Raw genomic sequence first — 19,080 nt, 5'->3', positions numbered from 1 at the left:
CCCATTCCCACACAGCATGTCTCATAGTCATCAGGGACCTGTAGCTCATGTGTGCAGACACCCAGTCCCGAAAGCGGGTGTTGCTGGCCAGGTTCATCGACGATTTCCGCATTATCATCGCTCATACCGATGAACAGCTTCAGCGTGCGCATGAACTGCGCTACGAAGTATTCCTTCGTGAGCTGAACTATGACCTTGGCGCAGATCAACACCTTGCTCTGGAGCAGGATATCTTCGATGGCCGCGCGCTACACTGCCTGATCGAACACCGAGAGAGTGGTTTGACAGCGGGCTACGTTCGCCTGGTCTTTCCATCGGATGATCCCGAGAACCTTCTGCCGTTGATACATAGCACCGGCCATCTGTTCACAGCTCCTGAGCTCCATCCTTTGCACTTGCCGGAGCATCAGGTCTGTGAAATATCGAGACTCGTCATTTCAAGGCACTTTCGCTCCCGTGTGGTGCCTGCTGTCGAGAATGCGGAAGCCAGGCTACCTACACGGCAGTTCAGCAGTGACCAACGCCGAACCTTCTCGCTGATTGTCATTGCTCTGTTTCTCTGTTCCCACGCACTGGTAACACTCAGTGAACGTCGCCATATCTTTGCGCTGATGGAATCGTCCCTTCCTCGCCTACTGTCATTATCCGGGTTTCACTTCCAGCGCGTCAGTACAATGATCGACTACTGTGGTACTCGTGGAACCTTCTACATCGATAATCAGCAAGCGTCTCAAGATATGATTGGTGACCTCAATGAGCTTTATCAACACATTGAGCGTCAGCTGAACCAGCAACTCAGGGAGTTACCACAGGCCTATTTTCGAAACGTCCGGTTTGCCACCAATCACCGAGATCAGGCCCGGGAGTCAGCTGGCCACTCCAGCCAAGCACCATGATAGCCAGCACATTTCGATGTTCACCATCACTCAGGCTCAGATCACCATCATCACCGGGAATAATGCCAATTTCGGCATCACGCACTTCAAGAAGATGATCGCGAATCATATCAACCAATGGCAGGTCTTCACGACCTGCCAGCTGCATAGACAAGGCGATTTCTGCCAGAATATCTTCCTTGACGGAGTCCACCAGGCCTGGCCCTTCACGTTGGAAGGCATCAATGATCCATGACACCTCACTCTCAGGCACCAGACGCTGATAGTAGTGGCTGTAGGCGATCACGATATGCGTCATGCCATACAACCAGTTACGGTATTCCGCGTGTGACAGAGTGGCAATACGCTCTTCAGGATAGAGCTTCTGGAACGCATGCATAACATCGCTACGCAGGTCGACCAGTCCCAACTGATGAAGAAAGGCGACATCATTTGCCACTTGAGCAGCATAGATCGAGAGAACATCAGGATCGGTCAGGAAGGCCTGCCAATCCACAGACATCACTGCAGCTTCCAGTCGTGCCAATCCTTGTGGAGATATCTTGTCCAGCAAACCGTGGTAGTGGGCCTGCGCGAGACGAAACAGTAATCGAGTCGGCAGCAACATCTCGGGCCGCTCGCTGAACATGGCGCGGCGGAGGCGGTTCTTTTCTGAATCCGTAGCATAGGATTCGAGCAGTTGCTGATTGCGCTCGGTAATGCCTTCTTCGCTATGAACAGCAGCATCGTAATCCGCCAGCTCTGCCATCAGTTGCTTACCATAAGCTTCATTGAGAGCCAGGTAGTCGGCGTCCCCGGTCAGCCGCCAGAGGCGTTGCCCGTAATGGCGCTGCTTGTCGTCGGAGAGAGTGTCCAGGTGCGCCTCATAGATAGCCCGTATTTCCGCTGCAGCCTGCTGATAAGGATCATCCTGTACAGCTTCTACAGTCTGTGGAGCGGCAGATCCAGTACCGGCAAGCACTTGCCCCACTGGCAAGCTCGTCAACAACAAGGCAACCAGCGCTACCTTCCAGATTGGACGCGAAGCCTTCCGAATGTACTCCATCGTTACCTGACTCCCGGCGAATATTGTTGTATTGGCTCGTATGATTCGAATATGGACCACTACTGAAGAATACGATAATCAGCACGAACTGCCGCCAGGGAACTACTGAAGAGGCAAAGCGGAATTGTCGGTAGACCGCAAGCAGCGAGCCTCGCCTACAACCTATAGCTCATAGCTCATAGCTCATAGCTCATAGCTCATAGCTCATAGCTCATAGCTCATAGCTCATAGCTCGGATTATGATGGTCGCTGGTTCTTCCATGGCTACAGGGATGTCTCGATGCCACCACTTGCTTTACTGGCACCTCTCGGCGCGGTGCTGATCTGGTCCGGCAACATGACCATCAATCAACTGACCGTAGGCACCATTGCACCCAGCAGTATCGCCTTTCTGCGTTGGGTGTTGGCACTACTGGTGTTGACGCCTTGCGTGCTACCCAGGGTCTGGCGGGAACGCAATGAGATTCGCCGTCAATGGTGGCGTCTGGCAGTACTCGGGCTACTCGGTATGGCGCTGTGGCAAGGGCTGGCCTATATGGCTGCTGCTACCACAAGTGCCACCAACATGGGGATTCTGGCAGCCATGGTGCCGCTGCTGACGATCCTGCTGAGTGCTCTGGTGCTGCGTGAGGCACCCACCTGGGGCGGCATCAGCGGCGGCATCGTCGCGCTGATAGGCGTTATGTGGCTACTCAGTCGTGGCAATCCCGGTGCCTTGACCCGCCTTGATGTAGCAACCGGTGATGGCCTGATGGTGATCGCAGCGATCTGTTATGCCCTGTATGGGGTAATGCTCAAGCGCTGGGCCATGTCGATTTCTGCCTGGGTCATGCTGTACATGCAGGCGGTCTTCGCCACGTTGTTCCTGCTGCCGGGCTACCTATCGGGACCAATGACACCGATCAGTTCGGACAATATCGGTCTGATTGCCTATGCCGGCATCCCAGCCTCGATCATCACCACCTATCTGTGGATGACCGCCATCCGACATATCGGCGCCAGCCGCTCGAGCATCTTCATCAATCTGATGCCTGTCTTCAGTGCGCTGATTGCCATGCTTTGGCTCGACGAGCGACTCGCGACGTACCATTTCAGCGGAGGCCTGCTGGTACTGTGCGGGGTGCTGTTGGCACAGTTGGTCAACCGGCCGCTGGTTGACACAGGTTCCTGTCGCTACACACGCTAGCCGATGCGGTTCCGACCCCGCCCTACGTGCTCTTATGCGACTTTGCCGAAATGCGGGAGTCGCCGCTGCCGGCCCTGCCACGCGGCAGGATCATGATAGACTTTGCCGCCTCAGAAGGAGGAATTCGCCCCATGCCAATCGATGATCTGCAGCTTAATCTTCGTAATTTGACCACCGATGACTACCCTCAGCTCAAGCCGCTGATGGATCGGGTCTATCACGATATCGGCGGCGCCTGGCCGAAGCTCACCATCGACCGGCTGATCAATGAATTTCCCGACGGCCAGATCGTCATCGAAGACGATGGCAAATTGATAGGCGTGGCACTGACGGCGCAAGTCGATTATGAACAGTTCTCCAACCCACACCGTTATGACGACTTGATCGGTCAGCGTGAGACCATCCAGAACGCCAGTGATGGCGATTCCATGTACGGCATCGATGTACTGATCGACCCCGAGTACCGAGGCTACCGCCTGGGCCGAAGGCTTTACGAGGCCCGCAAGGAAGTCTGTCGTCAACTCAACCTCAAGGCGATTCTTGCTGGCGGACGTATCCCCGAGTACCACCTGGTGGCAGACGAGATGTCACCCACCGAGTACATTGACAAGGTGGCGCGCAAGGAGCTGCACGATCCGATCCTTTCCTTCCAACTGGCCAACGATTTTCAGGTCAAGCGCCTGTTGCGCAAGTATCTGCCCGAAGACGAGAAGTCTCAGGGCTATGCGACCCTGCTGGAATGGAACAACATTCTCTATGAGCCTGCCGAACTGATGCTCGAGAGCCGCCCAACTCAGGTGCGAGTGGGTGCGGTGCAGTGGCAGATGCGCGAATTTGCGTCAGTCGAGGCAGTGCTGCAACAGGTCGAATACTTCGTCGATGCGCTGGCCGATTACCAGAGTGATTTTGCAGTGTTCCCGGAGTTGTTCAATGCGCCGCTGATGGGTCTCCAGGAGCGTGCAGATCAACAGGATCAGATTGCTGCGATCCGCTTTCTCGCCGGGTTTACCGAGCGCTTCAAGTCCGAGATGTCACGCATGGCAGTCGCCTACAACATCAACATCATTGCCGGATCGATGGTCGAGGTAGGCGAAAACGGGCGACTCTACAACGTTGCCTATCTGTGCCATCGTGATGGGTCTGTTGAACGCCAGGCAAAATTGCACGTCACACCCCAGGAACGTCGCGACTGGATGATCGAGGGTGGTGAGGCATTGCAGGTCTTCGATACCGACGCTGGTCGTATCGGCATCTTGATCTGCTATGACGTAGAGTTCCCCGAACTCGGCCGTCTGCTCGCTGATCAGGACATGGATATGCTGTTCGTTCCCTTCTGGACCGATACCAAGAACGGCTATCTGCGCGTGCGTCACTGTGCCCAGGCACGTGCTATCGAAAACGAGTGCTATGTCGTGTTGTGCGGCAGTGTCGGCAACGTGCCATCCATCGAGAACCTGGATATTCAATACGCCCAGTCCTCAGTGTTCTCTCCCTCCGATTTCGCCTTCCCTCACGATGCGGTGATGGCCGAAACGACCCCCAATACCGAGATGATCATGTTCTCCGATCTTGATCTGTCACGGCTGACCATCGTTCGCAATGAAGGCTCAGTGACCAACCTCAAGGATCGCCGCAAGGATCTGTTTGATCTGCGTCTACGCGATTGGTCACACAAACTGGGCTCGCTTGATTCGGAAGATAGCTAGTGTGGGAAAGCTTTAAACACTGGCGGGCGCAACGTTTCTGCGCCCGCCATCCGTTTCCCGAGGCAGCCTGGCATCAGGCCTGCCAGCGTTACCCATTGCTGGCGCAACTCCCTGAGCCACAGCAATCGCGTCTGGGGCATCGTGCCTGGCAATTTCTGCATGACAAGCATTTGAGTCTGCATGCCAACCTCGCACCTGCCGCACTGGACGATGCCCAACGTCTTGCCATCGCCGCCCAGGCCTGTCTGCTGAGCCTGGGCTGGAGCGATAGTGAGCACCATGACGCCCTGGCCAATGTTCACGAAATTCTGATTCTGCCGGATGTCATTCGCCGCGAGGTCGAGGAAATCGATGATGCTGGAGTGGTGCACCAATTTGTTGATCAACGTGCAGGCGAGACCTTCCATCAAGGCCCCGTGGTGTTGGCATTACCGGATGTCATCGCCAGCGGCAGGCTGGATGGCTTCAATGTGGTGATCCACGAGTTCGCCCACAAACTGGACATGGGTAATTCAATGGATGCGGATGGCTTCCCGCCACTACCGGCGGATATCTCCCCCCAGGACTGGTACCGAGAATTCATGACCACCTGGGACGATCTGCATGCTCGCCTCGATAACGGCCAACCAACGCCCATCGACGACTATGCCGCGAGCCACCCCGGCGAATGTTTCGCGGTCTGCTGCGAACATTTCTTCACGACTCCGCTCCAATTGCGTGAAGCTTACCCCGGTCTATATTCCCTGCTCTGCCGCTACTTTCATCAAACTCCGCATGACTGGCATCAGCATCCAGAGGGGTGGGGAAGTTCCACTACGTAAGCTTCCTTACGACCAGCAGTCCTTTATCAGCAGTCCTTTATCAGCAGAGGGGTTCATGACAACGGAGCGCTTCATGACCAGATTTTCTACAAGGGCTTCTTCATGACAAGACGCTGGATAATTCCCGCAGTCATATTGCTGACACTGACCATGTTTGGTGTGATGTGGCAGTGGCTGGCCATGCACGATGTACTGACGGTGGATGCGCTGCTGGCCCTTGCCAGGGGTAGCCTGGTCTGGCGTGACGAGCCCTGGGCAGTGCTGGTGGTGATGATGGTCTATGCAGGACTGTCGCTGGTCATGTTTCCCTTGAGTCTGCTGGTGGCGGCAACCGGACTGATCTTCGGCCCCTGGTGGGGGTTCGGTTATGCACTGGCAGGAACCCTGAGTGCCTCTGTGTTGAACTGGTGGGTGGGGCGTAGAATCGGTCGTGATGCCCTGCTGCGCTATGGCGGAAAGCGCCTGCATGGCTTGACGCGCTATCTGTCCGGGCGCGGTATACGCACCATGACGCTGGTCAACCTGCTGCCACTGGCGCCTTTCACGCTGACCAACATGATGGCGGGAGCTTTTCGGCTTCCCTTCGGTGATTACATGCTCGGATCGATCATCGGTATCGTACCGGGATTGGCAGGCGTGACACTGCTGGGCAGTCAATTGGGCCAACTGATCACCGCCGACAGCAAGACGGATATTCTCTATGCCCTCGGGGGCCTGGTGATAGGTATCGCGGTGCTTGCCGCGCTCAAGTTGTGGGCTGATCGACGCAAGCGCCTACGCGCACCTGCTCGGCACGCCACCTCCGAGAACAACTCCTTCGAGAACAGCACCTCCGAGAACAGCACCTCCCGCAGCCGCCGGCGCTGAGGCGAGACTCAATCACCGTGCAGCTCGGTCTCGTCGCGTTTACCGGGCCACCACGAAGGCCTGTCCTCACGCCATTGATCACGCACCAGGTGGCGCAGCAGGCGGCCGCGATGGCAGATCATGTGCCACTCCGCCCCCAGACGATTGCGGACACGCTCCCAACCACCGTCATCGGCGTGGGTAAAGGGACCACCGTGGGCAATCGCCAGGCGATAGACACCTAGACAGAGCTGGGCGCAACGCGCTTCATCGTATGCCGCGGCGGTCGTCAGTGCCGCCTCGCGCATCACCGCTACCTGCTCGCTACCCATGCACTCCAGCAAGGCCTGGGCGAAGGCCGCCGGATCTGGGTGCTGCAACAGGCGGCCATTGCGGCCATCCACAACAACCTCGCGTACGCCGGGAGCGTCCAGCGCCACCACCGGCAACCCGGTGGCCATGGCTTCGGCAATCACCATTCCCTGAGTCTCGCTACAGGAAGCAAAGGCAAAGATATCCATGGCATGGTACGCATCGATAAGCTCCTGTCCCTGGAGTCGACCCGTGAAGCGAACCCGTTCGATCACACCATACTGGGTTGCAATCTCTTCCATCTCCGCCCGCGCGTCACCTTGCCCAACCAGCAGCCACCAGCTCTCGGGGTCCTGCTGCAGCGCCATACACACCGCGTGAGTCAGAAACACCAGATTCTTCTCACGCGCGAGGCGTCCAAGATGCCCGATGACACGTGCCTGTTCGGGAATTGCCAGTTGGTGGCGCCAGTAAAGACCGTCGCCGATAGCAAAGCATGCGGTGTCTACCCCACTGGGCACTACGGAAACGTCCGGATTGGCAGCACGCGTCGTCAACAGATCTCGGATGCTCTCGCTCGGCGCAATCACCTCATCACATAGCCAGGTGTACTGGGTCGCCAGAGCCACGGCAAAGCGTTGCATGCGTGACGAATCCCCCGGTACATAGTGGGTGTAATGCTCATAGAGGGTATGGTGGGTAAACACCAGCGGCAGGCCGTAGGTATCCGCAGCTCGGGCAGCAGTATCACCGAGCAGGAACGGATGATGCGAGTGCACGATATCCGGCTCGAAGGCCTCGATGGCGTCGAACAGTTGGCCGGGAATCGGCACCGGTATCGAGAAATCGCTACCGTTGAACTGCTGCAGTGCCGCAACCCGGACCACATCGCACTCATGCTTCGGCTGCCCTTCCAGGCGCGGGGCCACTATCAGTACCTGATGCCCCGCCTGCTGCAGCTGCCGCTTGAGACGCTGAACCGACTCGCTGACCCCGCCGACAATCGGCAGATAGGTGTTGGTGAACATCAACACATTCACGGTCGTTCAAGTCTCCTTATGCCGGGCCTGGTGAGTGGACTGCCCTTGTCGGGCAGATGGTGTTCAGAATCTCGACCGGGTGCCAACCCAGATCCTGACAGCGGATCATACACCTGCACACCATAACCGCCCATCCACCAGGGGAGGGTTCTGTGCCGCCGCGATACAAGTGACCGCAAACGGCTCGATTCGTAGCGCTTCTGTCCGTTCACGATATATCAGGAACTCGCTCACCCAGACGAGCCATCAGAAAATCCACGAAAACACGCAGGCGAGCCGGAATATGGCGTCGCTGGGGATAGACAGCAAAGAAGTCGGCACGTACTCCACGCCACCCCGGCAACAGAGCTTTCAGACTCCCCCTCGCCAACTCCTGGTGGACATCCCATGATGAGCGCAACATCAAGCCGTGGCCCTCCAGCGCGAGATGCTTGATCACTTCTCCATCGTTACTGGCCAGACGTCCAGAGACCTTGACCGAGGCTTCCTGCCCAGTATCAACATTGACGAATCTCCACTGAGTATAGTCACTGTCGTTCTCGCGCAGCACCAGGCAAGCGTGGCGCACCAGGTCTTGTGGAAGTATCGGCGCCGAGTGCTGTTCAAGGTAACTCGGTGCGGCACACAGTACGCGCCGATTGGCCAACAGCCGTCGCGCGATCAAGCGCGAATCCGGAGGTTGGCCAATACGGATACCCAAATCCACACCATCGACCAGTGGTTCAGGGAAGTTGGACAGCTCCAACGAGGCTTCGATCGCCGGATGCAACAGACAGAATTCAGACAGCAGCGGTGCAATATGTCGCCGCCCGAAACCGAAGGTGGCATTGATGCGCAGAGGGCCGGCGAGCGCTTCGCGATCCACACCGAGGCCCTCCTCCAGTTCGGCGAGTTCCTCGAGTAGTTCGCTGCCGCGCACCAGGTAACGTTCGCCTTCCGCAGTCAGCGTCAGACGGCGAGTCGTACGTGTCGCCAGCTCTACTCCCAGACGCGCCTCGAGTTGTTTGAGTCGCTTGCTTACTGCCGAGACAGAGAGCCCTAGATCACGCGCAGTAGCGGTCAGGTTCCCGGCCTTGGCCAACTGACGGAAGAAGGCTAGATCATCGAGAGACGCCATCATTATCCACCTAAAGGAAACAATGATTTGAACCTTACGCCGATTATCAAGTTCCGGTAAAGCGCTAGACTGCCAGTCAGAATGCCTTGCAGCACTCACGGCACCACTCACAACCCACAACTGATCTCAACAAACAGCCTCAGGAGCCCGGCTATGACGTATCGCATTGCAGTACTGGCAGGTGATGGTATTGGCACCGAAGTCATGCCAGAAGGCGTACGCGCTCTGGAAGCCACCGCACGTCGCTTCAATATCGATATCGAACTGACCCACTTCGATTTCGCCTGCTGCGACTACTATCTGGAACACGGCAAGATGCTACCGGATGACTGGCACCAGACGCTGATCGAGTTCGATGCCATCTACTATGGAGCTATCGGCTGGCCGGAAAAGGTGCCAGACCATATTTCGCTGTGGGGCTCGCTGCTCAAATTCCGGCGCGAGTTCGACCAGTACGTCAACCTGCGCCCCTGTCGCCTGTTGCCCGGCATCAAGAGCCCGCTGGCGAACCGAGTGCCCGGTGATATCGATTTCTATGTGGTGCGCGAGAACACCGAGGGTGAGTATTCCAGTGTCGGTGGCACCATGTTTGAAGGCACTGAACGTGAAGTGGTCATTCAGGAAACGGTCATGACCCGCCATGGCGTCGACAGGGTACTGAAATATGCCTTCGAGCTGGCCCAACAGCGCCCGCGCCAGAAACTGACTTCGGCCACCAAGTCCAATGGCATCGCCATTACCATGCCCTGGTGGGACAAGCGCGTCGCCGAAATGTCCGAACAATACCCGGAAGTCAGCGTCGACAAGTTCCATATCGACATCCTCACCGCCAACTTCGTGATGCACCCCGATTGGTTTGACGTTGTCGTTGCCAGCAACCTGTTCGGCGATATCCTCTCCGACCTCGGCCCAGCCTGTACCGGCACCATCGGCGTCGCCCCTTCGGCCAACATCAATCCTGAAGGAAAATTCCCCAGCCTGTTTGAGCCGGTACATGGCAGCGCCCCGGATATTGCCGGCAAGGGCATCGCCAATCCGATTGGTCAAATCTGGTCTGGCGCAATGATGCTCGAACATCTCGGCCACAAGGACGCCGGCGATGCGATCCTCGCCGCTATCGAGGCAGTTCTCGAGGAAGCCGACAGCAATGTAGTGACACCAGATGTCGGCGGCACCGGCACCACCGCCAGTCTGGGACAAGCCATCAGCGAGCGAATCGAGAAGGGGTAACAGGGGTAGAAGACAGAGGGAAGAGGGCAGAAGACAGAAAGACAGTCTCCGGTAGTGTTTGTCATGGCCCAATGAAACGGGACACTCTTGTAGGTGGTGTACTCACCACCTCTTCCCTCTCCGCCCTTTCCTCTTATCCCTTGCCCTTCTCCCACACCCCCTGAATAACGCGGACGCGATCATCAGCCAGGTTGGCCTGCAGGTTTCGCCCCATGGCGATGAAGTCTTCTCCAAACAGCAGTTGGGCGCCGGGTAATGCTGGGCGCTCAACGGCTTTTTCCTGCTGTTCACGCCTACCGTGGTGGCTCCGCCAGGCCAGCGCCTGGTCCGTCACATCGATCAGTGTTCGCAGTTGGAAGCCTGCGCTCCGCAGTCGCTGCTCGAGCTCCTGCTGTGACTCAAGGCAGCTATGCTCAGGTTGTCGTGCCCAGGGGACCGGTAGCGTCAAGGGTTCAGTGTTCTCCCCAGACACCACTTCATGCAGCAATACCAGACCACTCGAGGTCAGTACTCGCCGCCATTCACTCAGCACCGCGTCGCGGTCGGGCATATTGAGCAGCGCATGCTGGCACCACACCACTGCGATACTGCTGGATCGCACCGGCAGTTCGGCAGCGTCTGCGCACAGAAATTCGGTCTGGTCAGCAAGTCCACACGCCTGGCTCAGCCAACGCGCCACCTCGATAAAAGCGGGCGTGATGTCGACACCCTGCACCTGGCACCGCAACTCTGCTGCCAGCATGCGACTGGCGCCGCCAGTGCCACAGCCCACATCCAACACCCGCGAGATGTCCGTCAGATCTGCCAACGCCAATAGGCTGCGACTGGCCCCGCGTCCGCCGAGATGCAGTTGGTCGATCCCGGCAATCTGCGCCGGTGTCAGCCGGTCAGGGGAAAGACCAGCGTCAATAAAAGCATCACGCAGGCGTGCCACAAGTGATTGCGGGTCATCTGCCACATAATGCCGATCCACGCCGGCGGTGCTATTGCTGTCTTGCTCACTCATGCATTCCCTCGCCATTATTTTCGTTCAATGTATGGCCTGGTTTCCCGAGAATCTCCGGCATACTATTGTTGTACATGCTTATTATCGGCATCACACTCCGGCCGTGCACCTATCGGCGGCGATATCCTCCCCCACAGCAAGGATTCCTGATGACCAACTCCACCCTGCTCTGGCGTTCAGGTATGGCATTGCTCGCAACCATCACGCTGGCATCCTGCACGGGTATTCCCAAGGGAACCCAGCCAATCAATGATTTTGTCCTCGATGACTATCTCGGCCGCTGGTACGAGATCGCCCGATTCGACCATTCCTTCGAGGAAGGCCTTGACTGTGTGACCGCAGATTATTCCCTACGCGAGGACGGCGGTGTGCGTGTCATCAATCGTGGCGTCAATCTGGAGAATGGTGAGATCGATGTGGCCGAAGGCAAGGCCTATCCGCTGGGCGATGCCAATGAAGGGCGGCTGAAAGTCAGCTTCTTTGGCCCCTTCTACGCCAGCTACAACATCCTGGCCCTGGACGAACAGGGGCAGTGGTCACTGGTCACCGGTCCGGATCGGGACTATCTATGGATTCTGTCTCGCACCCCACAGCTGGATATGGATACTCGCCAGCAGCTCGTCGAGCGCGCTCGCAACCTCGACTTTCCAGTGGAGCAACTGCTGGATGTTGAACAGGGAGAGGCCTGCTCTGTGTTGCCTGACCGAACTTGATAGCTTGAGTCGTCGCCACCGATCACTGAATGACTGGCGCTGGTGACATCGGCAAAATGTATAACATACAAAATCATGGATACTACATACCCTGAGACTGTCGCCCCGACTCTTATCCATCAGCCAGGGAAGAACAGTGCCATGAACAGCCAGTCCGACAATAACCAGCCCAACAATAACCACTCCACCGACACGCATTCCATGCCCCTCGCAAGACGCCAGTTTCTCACTGCTTCTGCCGCCTTGACGGCCATGGCGGCGGTGCCCGGCGTCTTTGCACACTCCGCTGCGCCTTCACGCTATCCCGATAATGCCTGGCAGGTCATCGATGACCGCTTCAAGAAGTATGTGCTGTTCAACACTCCGCTGGAGCGTCAGTGGACAGGCGGTCTATGGCTGGAAGGCCCGGCCTGGAATGCCGTCGGTCGTTATGCAGTATTCAGCGATATCCCACGCGCTCTGCAGATGCGTTGGGATGAGAGCACTGGCGAAGTCAGTGTCCTACGCCACAAGGTTGGGCACTCCAACGGCAACGCCTTCGATGCCCAGGGCCGTCTGGTGGCTTGCGAGCATTCTCCCGCCCGAGTAGTGCGCTACGAGTGGGACGGTAGTCTCAGTGTGCTTGCCGAACGTTACGATGGTAAGCCACTCAATGCACCCAATGATCTGATTTGCCTGGCAAGCGGTGGCATCATCTTCACCGACCCGGGCTATGGCGCGCACTTTGACTATGAAGGCGCAGAGCGTGAGCTGGAGCTGGAAACCGCGGTCTACTACTGGGAAGACGGCATGGACGAACCGCTGGTGTTGACCACGGAGCTGTTCAAACCCAACGGTATCGCCCTGGGCCCAGACAAGCGCAGCGTCTATATTGCCGATACAGCCCCTTCTCACCATCCGAATGAACCCGCCACCATTACCCGCTTCACACTGGGTGAAGATGGCAAGTCATTGACTGACCCCGCGCGCCTGGTAGAAAGCCGTGAAGAAGGCTATGACGGCCTGACCTGCGATCAGGACGGTAACCTGTGGGTAGGTACATCAGGAGGTGAAGGCATTGATGGCGTTACCATCTTCAGTCCAGACGGGACGCTGATCGGGCGCATTCTGCTGCCCGAGGTATGCGCCAATGTCTGTTTCGTCGGTGAGGACCGTAATCGCTTGTTGATGACGGCGAGTCAGTCCATCTACACCCTCTATACCAATACCCGCGGTGCTTGACGCCAGGTCTTCGGCTCGGCGGCTCAGCCGTCGAGTCTCAACCTTTCATTTTCTCACCTGACGCTTTCACCAGTTCGACGCTGCCACTTGTGGCTGGCGGATTCAGGCTGGATGGTGATCTCACTACCGTGCAGGCATACCATCCCACAGATATTGTGAGAACGAGCCGGCAGGATCAGGAGACACCATAATGACAGTGATTGATAAAGCCGCGGCATTCCCTTCGCGAGGTCAAGATGCTCGCTGATTGGCTGACCCTCAGTCTCGATCAAGGGACACCACAACATCGTCAGGGCGTGCTTGAGGGTGGACGCTACACTATCGTCGGTCCCGGCATTCTTCACCTGACTCCCGATCAGGTCAGTGTCGATGCTCGAGCCACGGTGATTTCAGTCGGTATTCATGGCAACGAGACCGCTCCCATCGAATTGTTGGGCGAGAGTCTGGCGCGCCTTGAGGCAGGGTTGAACCAACTCGGTGCTCCGGTGTTGGTCATTCTCGGCAATCTGGAAGCTATTCGGCGTGGCACGCGCTTCATCGAGACCAATCTCAATCGTCTGTTCAAGCGTGAGCTCGACCTGTCGGGCGATGAAGCGGATCGTGCCCGCGAGCTGATGAGAGCCGTGGATCACTTCTACGCACAGCACCACGGCCTACCCAGGCTGCATTACGATCTGCATACGGCGATTCGTGACAGCCAGTATCCACGCTTTGTGGTCGACCCGTTCGCGGAGTCCGCGACAGACGAAAAACAGTGGCACTGGCTAGCCGGTGCGGGTATCCAGGCTGCGCTCAAGCAACATCAGCATAGCTGGACGTTCTCGCACTACAGCAAGCATTACCATCAGGCCCAGGCCTTTACCTTCGAACTCGGCAAGGCCTTGCCGTTCGGTCACAATGACCTCAGCAGCCTCAAGCAGATGGGGGCTATGCTCGATGCCTTGATCGCAGGTGCGCGGCCTGAGGCGGGCGATGGTCAAGAGCTGATCGGCTTTCAGGTCGCGGTTGAGGTGTTCCGCGAAAGCAAGGACTTCCGCCTGTGCTTCGCCGATGATACCCCCAACTTTACCGAGTTCGGCTGTGGTGAAACCGTCGCCGAAGATGCCTCGACCGGTGCCACCATCGTCGGGAACACTCCACTACGGGTGGTATTCCCCAATGCCAATGTCGAACTCGGTGCCCGCGCCGCACTATTGGTAGAACCGACGCAACTGATTCATCAACCCACAACGCCGGAAAGCCAGGATATCGAAATCACCGAGTGATGCCCTGTTGCATCAATGACCACGATCAGCGGCTGTTGATAACATCTTCCAATAATGGTTTTTAATAACTTTTTTTAATAACAACAAGTTGGAGAGCTATAATGATAACCAGACATCTCTCATTAGACAAAAGTCTAACAAGACACTTCCCGCGACGCGGTGTTGCACCGCGACAAGCCTGCTAGAATCCCCCCCTTTTCGCGCCAGCCTGCGCTTAGCGGTTTACTTACCTGGTGAACCGATCTGATCTGGAGCCCGATTCATGGCTGATACCCCCATTCCGCTGGAAGTGCGCAATATCCACAAGAGCTTTGGTGACAACCACGTACTCAAGGGTCTGTCACTGCAAGCCCAGAAGGGTGACGTCATCACACTGATTGGCTCATCCGGTTCGGGCAAGAGCACCTTCCTGCGCTGCATGAACCTGCTGGAGCAACCCGACGCCGGCGAGATCATCGTTCATGGCGAACCGATTACCTTCAAGAAGACTCGGCACGGCTACGAGCCCTCCGACTGGAAACAAGTGGTGCGCATGCGCGCCAAACTATCGATGGTATTCCAGAACTTCAATCTGTGGTCACACATGACCCTGCTGGAGAACATCATCGAAGCACCCATTCAGGTGCTGGGAAAACCCAAATCGGTCGCCATTCAGCATGCCATGGAGTTACTCGATCGGGTTGGCCTGGCCGAGCGTGCCAACTACTACCCGGCACAGATGTCAGGTGGTCAGCAGCAGCGTGGGGCCATCGCCCGTGCACTGGCGATGGACCCGGAAGTAATGCTGTTCGATGAGCCCACTTCAGCCCTCGATCCCGAACTGGTCGGAGATGTGCTCAAGGTCATGCGTGATCTTGCCGAGGAAGGTCGAACCATGATCGTGGTGACTCACGAGATGGCCTTCGCTCGTGATGTATCCACTCAAGTCATCTATCTGCACCAGGGAGAGGTCGAGGAAGCCGGACCGCCAGACCAGGTGCTGGGTAATCCGAGCTCCTCGCGACTCAAGCAATTCCTCGCCCCCAATCGCTGATTTCGCGGCAAGGAGACTGCCATGACCGACCTGTTGCAATACGCTCCGCGTCTATTCGAGGGTGCGCTGGTTACCATCACGGTGGCCGTACTCTCGCTGCTGCTGGCACTGCTGCTGGGCCTGCTCACCGCCAGCGCCAAGATGTCACGCAGCCGCGTGCTACACAGTATCGCCACGCTCTACACCACCATAATTCGTGGTGTGCCCGATCTGGTGATGATGTTTCTGCTGTTCTTCGGCGCACAGATTGGCCTCAACAAGATCACCGACCTGCTCTATGCGCTGTATGGCTGGGATCTGTATATCGAGATCAACTCCTTCATCGCCGGTGTGATCACCATTGGCTTGATCTTCGGCGCTTACATGGGCGAGACCTTCCGCGGCGCTTTTCTTGCAGTGGATCGCGGCCAGATAGAGGCCGGGCGTGCCTACGGCATGAGCCACGGTCAGGTATTTCGCCGCGTTCGCTTCCCGCAGATGATGCGCCATGCCCTGCCCGGCCTGTCCAACAACTGGATGGTACTGCTCAAGACCACGGCATTGGTCTCGGTGATCGGCCTGACTGATATGGTGCGTGTCGCCGAGGAAGCCTCCAAGCAGACCCACCAGCCGTTCCTGTTTCTCGGCATCGTGGCGCTGGTTTACCTGGCGATTGCCAGTGTCTCCGAATGGGGCTTCAGCCGCCTGCAGGAGCGCTATGACACCGGCTTTGTGGGAGGAGAAGACTGATGGAATGGCTCAGTACCTTTCAGGCCGCGCTGGCCGATCACACCATCCTCTCTGTCGATAACCTGTCTCGTTACGGTGAAGGTCTGGTGACCACCGTGCAGCTGGTGTTCGCCTCGCTGGTCATCGGCCTGATCCTTGCCGTGCCACTGGCTATCGGGCGCAGTTCGAAACATCGCTGGGTCAGCCTGCCGATCTATGCCTATACCTATGTGTTCCGCGGTACACCGCTGCTGGTACAGCTCTATCTGATCTACTATGGGCTGCCGAGCATCGACACATTCAGGGGTTGGGAATACTGGGATGCTGTAGACCAGGCTCACGTCTGGGCGCTGGTCGCCTTCACGCTCAATACCGCGGCCTACACCACCGAGATCTTCCGTGGCGCGATCAAGAACACCCCGCGCGGCGAGATCGAGGCAGCCAAGGCCTATGGCATGGGTTACTGGCTGCGTATGCGGCGCATCGTCCTGCCCAGTGCCTTCCGACGTGCCCTGCCCGCCTATGGCAATGAGGTGATCTTCATGCTGCACGCCAGCGCCGTGGCCAGTGTGGTGACGATCATGGACCTGACCGGTGCCGCGCGTTTTATCGTGACCCGTACCTATGCTCCTTTTGAGCCCTATCTATGGGTCGCCGGCATCTATCTGTGCCTGACGTTCGCTATCCTGTATCTATTCAGATATCTCGAGAAACGTCTGCTGGCCCATCTAAGACCAGCGAGTGAATGAAACACCAACGTCAAACAACCGTTGGAAACCAACGTCCGATATGATTGGTTTCCCTCTTCCGCAGGGCCATCCCATTCGCTATGGTGAATGGGATGCGTCCCGCTGACGCTCCATCAACAACAAGGGTTTTCCCCATATGACATTACGCAAACTATTCACTGCAGGGTTGCTTGGCACCGCCATTCTGGCTTCTACCGCCCAGGCTGAGGTTCGTGATATCCGTATCGGCGTCGATGTCCCCTACGAGCCCATGGAATACCGGACCCCCGAAGGCGAGCTGACCGGCTTCGATATCGACCTGGGCAACGCCATGTGCGCCGAGATCGGTATCCAGTGCGAGTGGGTCGTGCAGGCGTGGGACGGTATCATCCCCGGCCTCGCTGCGCGCAAGTACGACGCCATCATGTCGTCGATGACCATCAATGACGAACGCCGCGAGCATGTGCTGTTCAGCGAGCCGTACTTCACGCCGCCTTCTGCCTGGTTCGCTCCGGCGGATCTCGAGATGGCAACCCCCGACGAAAGCAACCTCGACGGCCTGACCATTGGTGTCCAGCGCGGCACTCTGCAGGACAACTATGTGACTGACCTGTACGGCGACGTCGCTGAGATCAAGCGGTACGGCACCGCCGACGACCTGGTCCTCGACATGGATGCTGATCGTGTCGACATCGGTTTCCTCGATTATCCGGTGGGTAAATCGACCCTGCTGGACAGCGAGTCCGGTGAATACAAGGTGGTAGGCGAGCAGATCACCGAACCCAAGGAGTACTTCGGTGACGGCTTCGGCATGGCCTTCCGCAAGCGTGATCAGGAACTGGCGGATGCCTTCAACCAGGCACTGGCGACCCTCAAGGAAAATGGTACCTACGACGAGATCTTCCAGCGCTACTTCAGCGAGTGATTCGCTGTTGAACAGGTGGTTGCATAGTGCCTGTTGTCAATGATCAGGTGCGCTGTCGTCTCCCTGCACACACTCGTTCTGCATTCGGCGCCGGTTATTACCGGCGCCGTTGCTTTTCTCCCTCCCCTGATGCTGCGGCAACGCATCGCTACCTTTGATTTTCTCTCCCTTGCCCCCACTTATATCGTCATGGGAACGCCCTCAACAGCCAACGATGTGAAGGTCTGACGAATTGAGTCGTAAGGATTTACTGAGCGCTAACGACTCATATGTGCAGCACAAGGCGATGCTGCCATCTGCTCTACCTTCACCTATCACCAGGAGAGCCCATGAAGCGCTACGACAAGTCCCCCGAGGCAATTGCCCGTCTGGACCAGGAACAGTACCGAGTTACTCAGGAAAGTGGCACCGAACGTCCTGGTACCGGCAAGCTGCTGCACAATACGGAACCCGGAATCTACGTCGACATTGTGTCGGGCGAGCCACTGTTCGCATCATCGGACAAGTATGAGTCAGGCTGTGGCTGGCCGAGCTTCACCAAGCCCATTGAGCCGGCTTATGTGAATGAACTACGTGATTCGTCACATGGCATGGTTCGTACCGAGGTTCGTTCAACCCATGGTGACAGTCATCTCGGTCACGTCTTTGCTGATGGCCCTCAGGAGCATGGTGGACTGCGTTACTGCATCAATTCCGCCTCTCTGCGCTTCATTCATCGCGAAGAGATGGAAGCCGAGGGCTATGGTGAATATCTGAATCAAGTCGAGGAGGTATGACAATGGCACTGGAGCGCGCTGTATTGGCGGGAGGATGCTTCTGGGGCATGCAGGAACTGATTCGCCAACTGCCCGGAGTGGACAGCACGCGGGTTGGCTATACTGGCGGAGATGTGCCCAATGCGACCTACCGCAATCATGGTACCCATGCAGAGGGCATCGAGATCCTGTTCGACCCCGAGGTGATCAGCTACCGTCGCCTGCTGGAATACTTTTTCCAGATTCACGACCCGAGCACCATCAATCGCCAGGGGAATGACAGAGGCATGTCCTATCGCTCAGCGATCTACTACGTCAACGATGCACAACGTGAGGAAGCGTTGCGTACCATCGCCGATGTCGATGCTTCAGGCCTGTGGCCCGGCAAGGTGGTGACCGAGGTCGAGCCGGTCGGAGACTTCTGGGAGGCAGAGCCAGAGCATCAGGACTACCTGCAGCACCTGCCCAACGGCTATACCTGCCACTTCCCGCGCAAGGACTGGGTGCTACCGTCCAGTCATTGATTG

General features: G+C 57.4%; 19 protein-coding genes. 15 read left to right on the top strand and 4 right to left on the bottom strand.

Annotated elements, in window-relative coordinates:
- The first annotated feature begins 47 nt into the window (after window positions 1-47).
- Window positions 48-896 carry a PEP-CTERM/exosortase system-associated acyltransferase gene (locus AR456_RS20830; RefSeq protein ID WP_081694702.1) on the top strand — a complete coding sequence of 283 codons (849 nt, stop codon included), beginning with the start codon at window positions 48-50 and terminating at the stop codon, window positions 894-896.
- Here the strand turns inward: AR456_RS20830 and AR456_RS04020 are convergent.
- Window positions 796-1,941 carry a DUF3541 domain-containing protein gene (locus AR456_RS04020; RefSeq protein WP_021820070.1) on the bottom strand — a complete coding sequence of 382 codons (1,146 nt, stop codon included), beginning with the start codon at window positions 1,939-1,941 and terminating at the stop codon, window positions 796-798. The genes AR456_RS20830 and AR456_RS04020 overlap by 101 nt on opposite strands.
- Before the next feature lie 280 nt (window positions 1,942-2,221).
- On the opposite strand from AR456_RS04020, the gene AR456_RS04015 reads away from it, so the two are divergent.
- The 4 genes from AR456_RS04015 to AR456_RS04000 all read left to right on the top strand — a co-directional run bounded on the left by AR456_RS04015 (window position 2,222) and on the right by AR456_RS04000 (window position 6,521).
- Complete coding sequence (locus AR456_RS04015) at window positions 2,222-3,127, top strand: DMT family transporter (RefSeq protein ID WP_021820069.1); 906 nt, start codon at window positions 2,222-2,224, stop codon at window positions 3,125-3,127.
- A 131-nt stretch (window positions 3,128-3,258) separates the two neighbouring features.
- Complete coding sequence (locus AR456_RS04010; RefSeq protein WP_021820068.1) at window positions 3,259-4,833, top strand: bifunctional GNAT family N-acetyltransferase/carbon-nitrogen hydrolase family protein; 1,575 nt, start codon at window positions 3,259-3,261, stop codon at window positions 4,831-4,833.
- On the top strand, window positions 4,833-5,654 hold the full coding sequence (locus AR456_RS04005; protein ID WP_021820067.1) for a M90 family metallopeptidase: 822 nt from the start codon (window positions 4,833-4,835) through the stop codon (window positions 5,652-5,654). The genes AR456_RS04010 and AR456_RS04005 overlap by 1 nt, the downstream gene beginning before the upstream one ends.
- A 102-nt stretch (window positions 5,655-5,756) precedes the next feature.
- On the top strand, window positions 5,757-6,521 hold the full coding sequence (locus AR456_RS04000; protein ID WP_081694701.1) for a TVP38/TMEM64 family protein: 765 nt from the start codon (window positions 5,757-5,759) through the stop codon (window positions 6,519-6,521).
- An 8-nt stretch (window positions 6,522-6,529) separates the two neighbouring features.
- Here the strand turns inward: AR456_RS04000 and AR456_RS03995 are convergent, their stop codons facing one another.
- On the bottom strand, window positions 6,530-7,852 hold the full coding sequence (locus tag AR456_RS03995) for a glycosyltransferase (RefSeq protein WP_021820065.1): 1,323 nt from the start codon (window positions 7,850-7,852) through the stop codon (window positions 6,530-6,532).
- A 208-nt stretch (window positions 7,853-8,060) separates the two neighbouring features.
- Window positions 8,061-8,969: a LysR family transcriptional regulator gene (locus AR456_RS03990; protein ID WP_021820064.1), complete on the bottom strand. Its 909-nt coding sequence runs from the start codon at window positions 8,967-8,969 to the stop codon at window positions 8,061-8,063.
- A gap of 153 nt (window positions 8,970-9,122) precedes the next feature.
- Here AR456_RS03990 and AR456_RS03985 point away from each other — a divergent pair, with 153 nt between their 5' ends.
- Window positions 9,123-10,199 carry a tartrate dehydrogenase gene (locus AR456_RS03985; RefSeq protein WP_021820063.1) on the top strand — a complete coding sequence of 359 codons (1,077 nt, stop codon included), beginning with the start codon at window positions 9,123-9,125 and terminating at the stop codon, window positions 10,197-10,199.
- 133 nt (window positions 10,200-10,332) lie between these two features.
- On the opposite strand, the gene AR456_RS03980 is transcribed toward AR456_RS03985, so the two are convergent.
- Window positions 10,333-11,205: a class I SAM-dependent methyltransferase gene (locus tag AR456_RS03980; RefSeq protein ID WP_021820062.1), complete on the bottom strand. Its 873-nt coding sequence runs from the start codon at window positions 11,203-11,205 to the stop codon at window positions 10,333-10,335.
- 149 nt (window positions 11,206-11,354) lie between these two features.
- On the opposite strand from AR456_RS03980, the gene AR456_RS03975 reads away from it, so the two are divergent.
- The 9 genes from AR456_RS03975 (at window position 11,355) to msrA (ending at window position 19,077) form a co-directional block, all read left to right on the top strand.
- On the top strand, window positions 11,355-11,918 hold the full coding sequence (locus AR456_RS03975) for a lipocalin family protein (RefSeq protein ID WP_021820061.1): 564 nt from the start codon (window positions 11,355-11,357) through the stop codon (window positions 11,916-11,918).
- A gap of 141 nt (window positions 11,919-12,059) precedes the next feature.
- Window positions 12,060-13,139, top strand: coding sequence for an SMP-30/gluconolactonase/LRE family protein (locus AR456_RS03970; RefSeq protein ID WP_021820060.1), 1,080 nt, complete (start codon window positions 12,060-12,062; stop codon window positions 13,137-13,139).
- 236 nt (window positions 13,140-13,375) lie between these two features.
- Window positions 13,376-14,404 carry a succinylglutamate desuccinylase gene (locus AR456_RS03965; RefSeq protein WP_021820059.1) on the top strand — a complete coding sequence of 343 codons (1,029 nt, stop codon included), beginning with the start codon at window positions 13,376-13,378 and terminating at the stop codon, window positions 14,402-14,404.
- 262 nt (window positions 14,405-14,666) lie between these two features.
- Window positions 14,667-15,437 (top strand): ABC transporter ATP-binding protein, encoded by a 771-nt coding sequence (locus tag AR456_RS03960; RefSeq protein ID WP_021820058.1) that lies wholly within the window; start codon window positions 14,667-14,669, stop codon window positions 15,435-15,437.
- 21 nt (window positions 15,438-15,458) lie between these two features.
- Complete coding sequence (locus AR456_RS03955; RefSeq protein WP_021820057.1) at window positions 15,459-16,166, top strand: ABC transporter permease; 708 nt, start codon at window positions 15,459-15,461, stop codon at window positions 16,164-16,166.
- The gene (locus AR456_RS03950) at window positions 16,166-16,894 is read left to right on the top strand and encodes an ABC transporter permease (protein ID WP_021820056.1); all 729 of its coding nucleotides are present in this window, start codon (window positions 16,166-16,168) and stop codon (window positions 16,892-16,894) included. The genes AR456_RS03955 and AR456_RS03950 overlap by 1 nt, the downstream gene beginning before the upstream one ends.
- Window positions 16,895-17,030: 136 nt before the next feature.
- Window positions 17,031-17,798, top strand: coding sequence for a transporter substrate-binding domain-containing protein (locus AR456_RS03945; protein WP_021820055.1), 768 nt, complete (start codon window positions 17,031-17,033; stop codon window positions 17,796-17,798).
- A 329-nt stretch (window positions 17,799-18,127) separates the two neighbouring features.
- Window positions 18,128-18,574: a peptide-methionine (R)-S-oxide reductase MsrB gene (gene msrB / locus AR456_RS03935; RefSeq protein ID WP_021820053.1), complete on the top strand. Its 447-nt coding sequence runs from the start codon at window positions 18,128-18,130 to the stop codon at window positions 18,572-18,574.
- Between the two features lie 2 nt (window positions 18,575-18,576).
- Window positions 18,577-19,077 carry a peptide-methionine (S)-S-oxide reductase MsrA gene (msrA, locus tag AR456_RS03930; protein WP_021820052.1) on the top strand — a complete coding sequence of 167 codons (501 nt, stop codon included), beginning with the start codon at window positions 18,577-18,579 and terminating at the stop codon, window positions 19,075-19,077.
- The last annotated feature ends 3 nt before the right edge of the window (window positions 19,078-19,080 follow it).

This window comes from Halomonas huangheensis, assembly GCF_001431725.1.
In the GTDB taxonomy this organism is placed as follows: Bacteria; Pseudomonadota; Gammaproteobacteria; order Pseudomonadales; family Halomonadaceae; genus Halomonas; species Halomonas huangheensis.
This window is presented reverse-complemented; position numbering and strand designations above follow the sequence as displayed.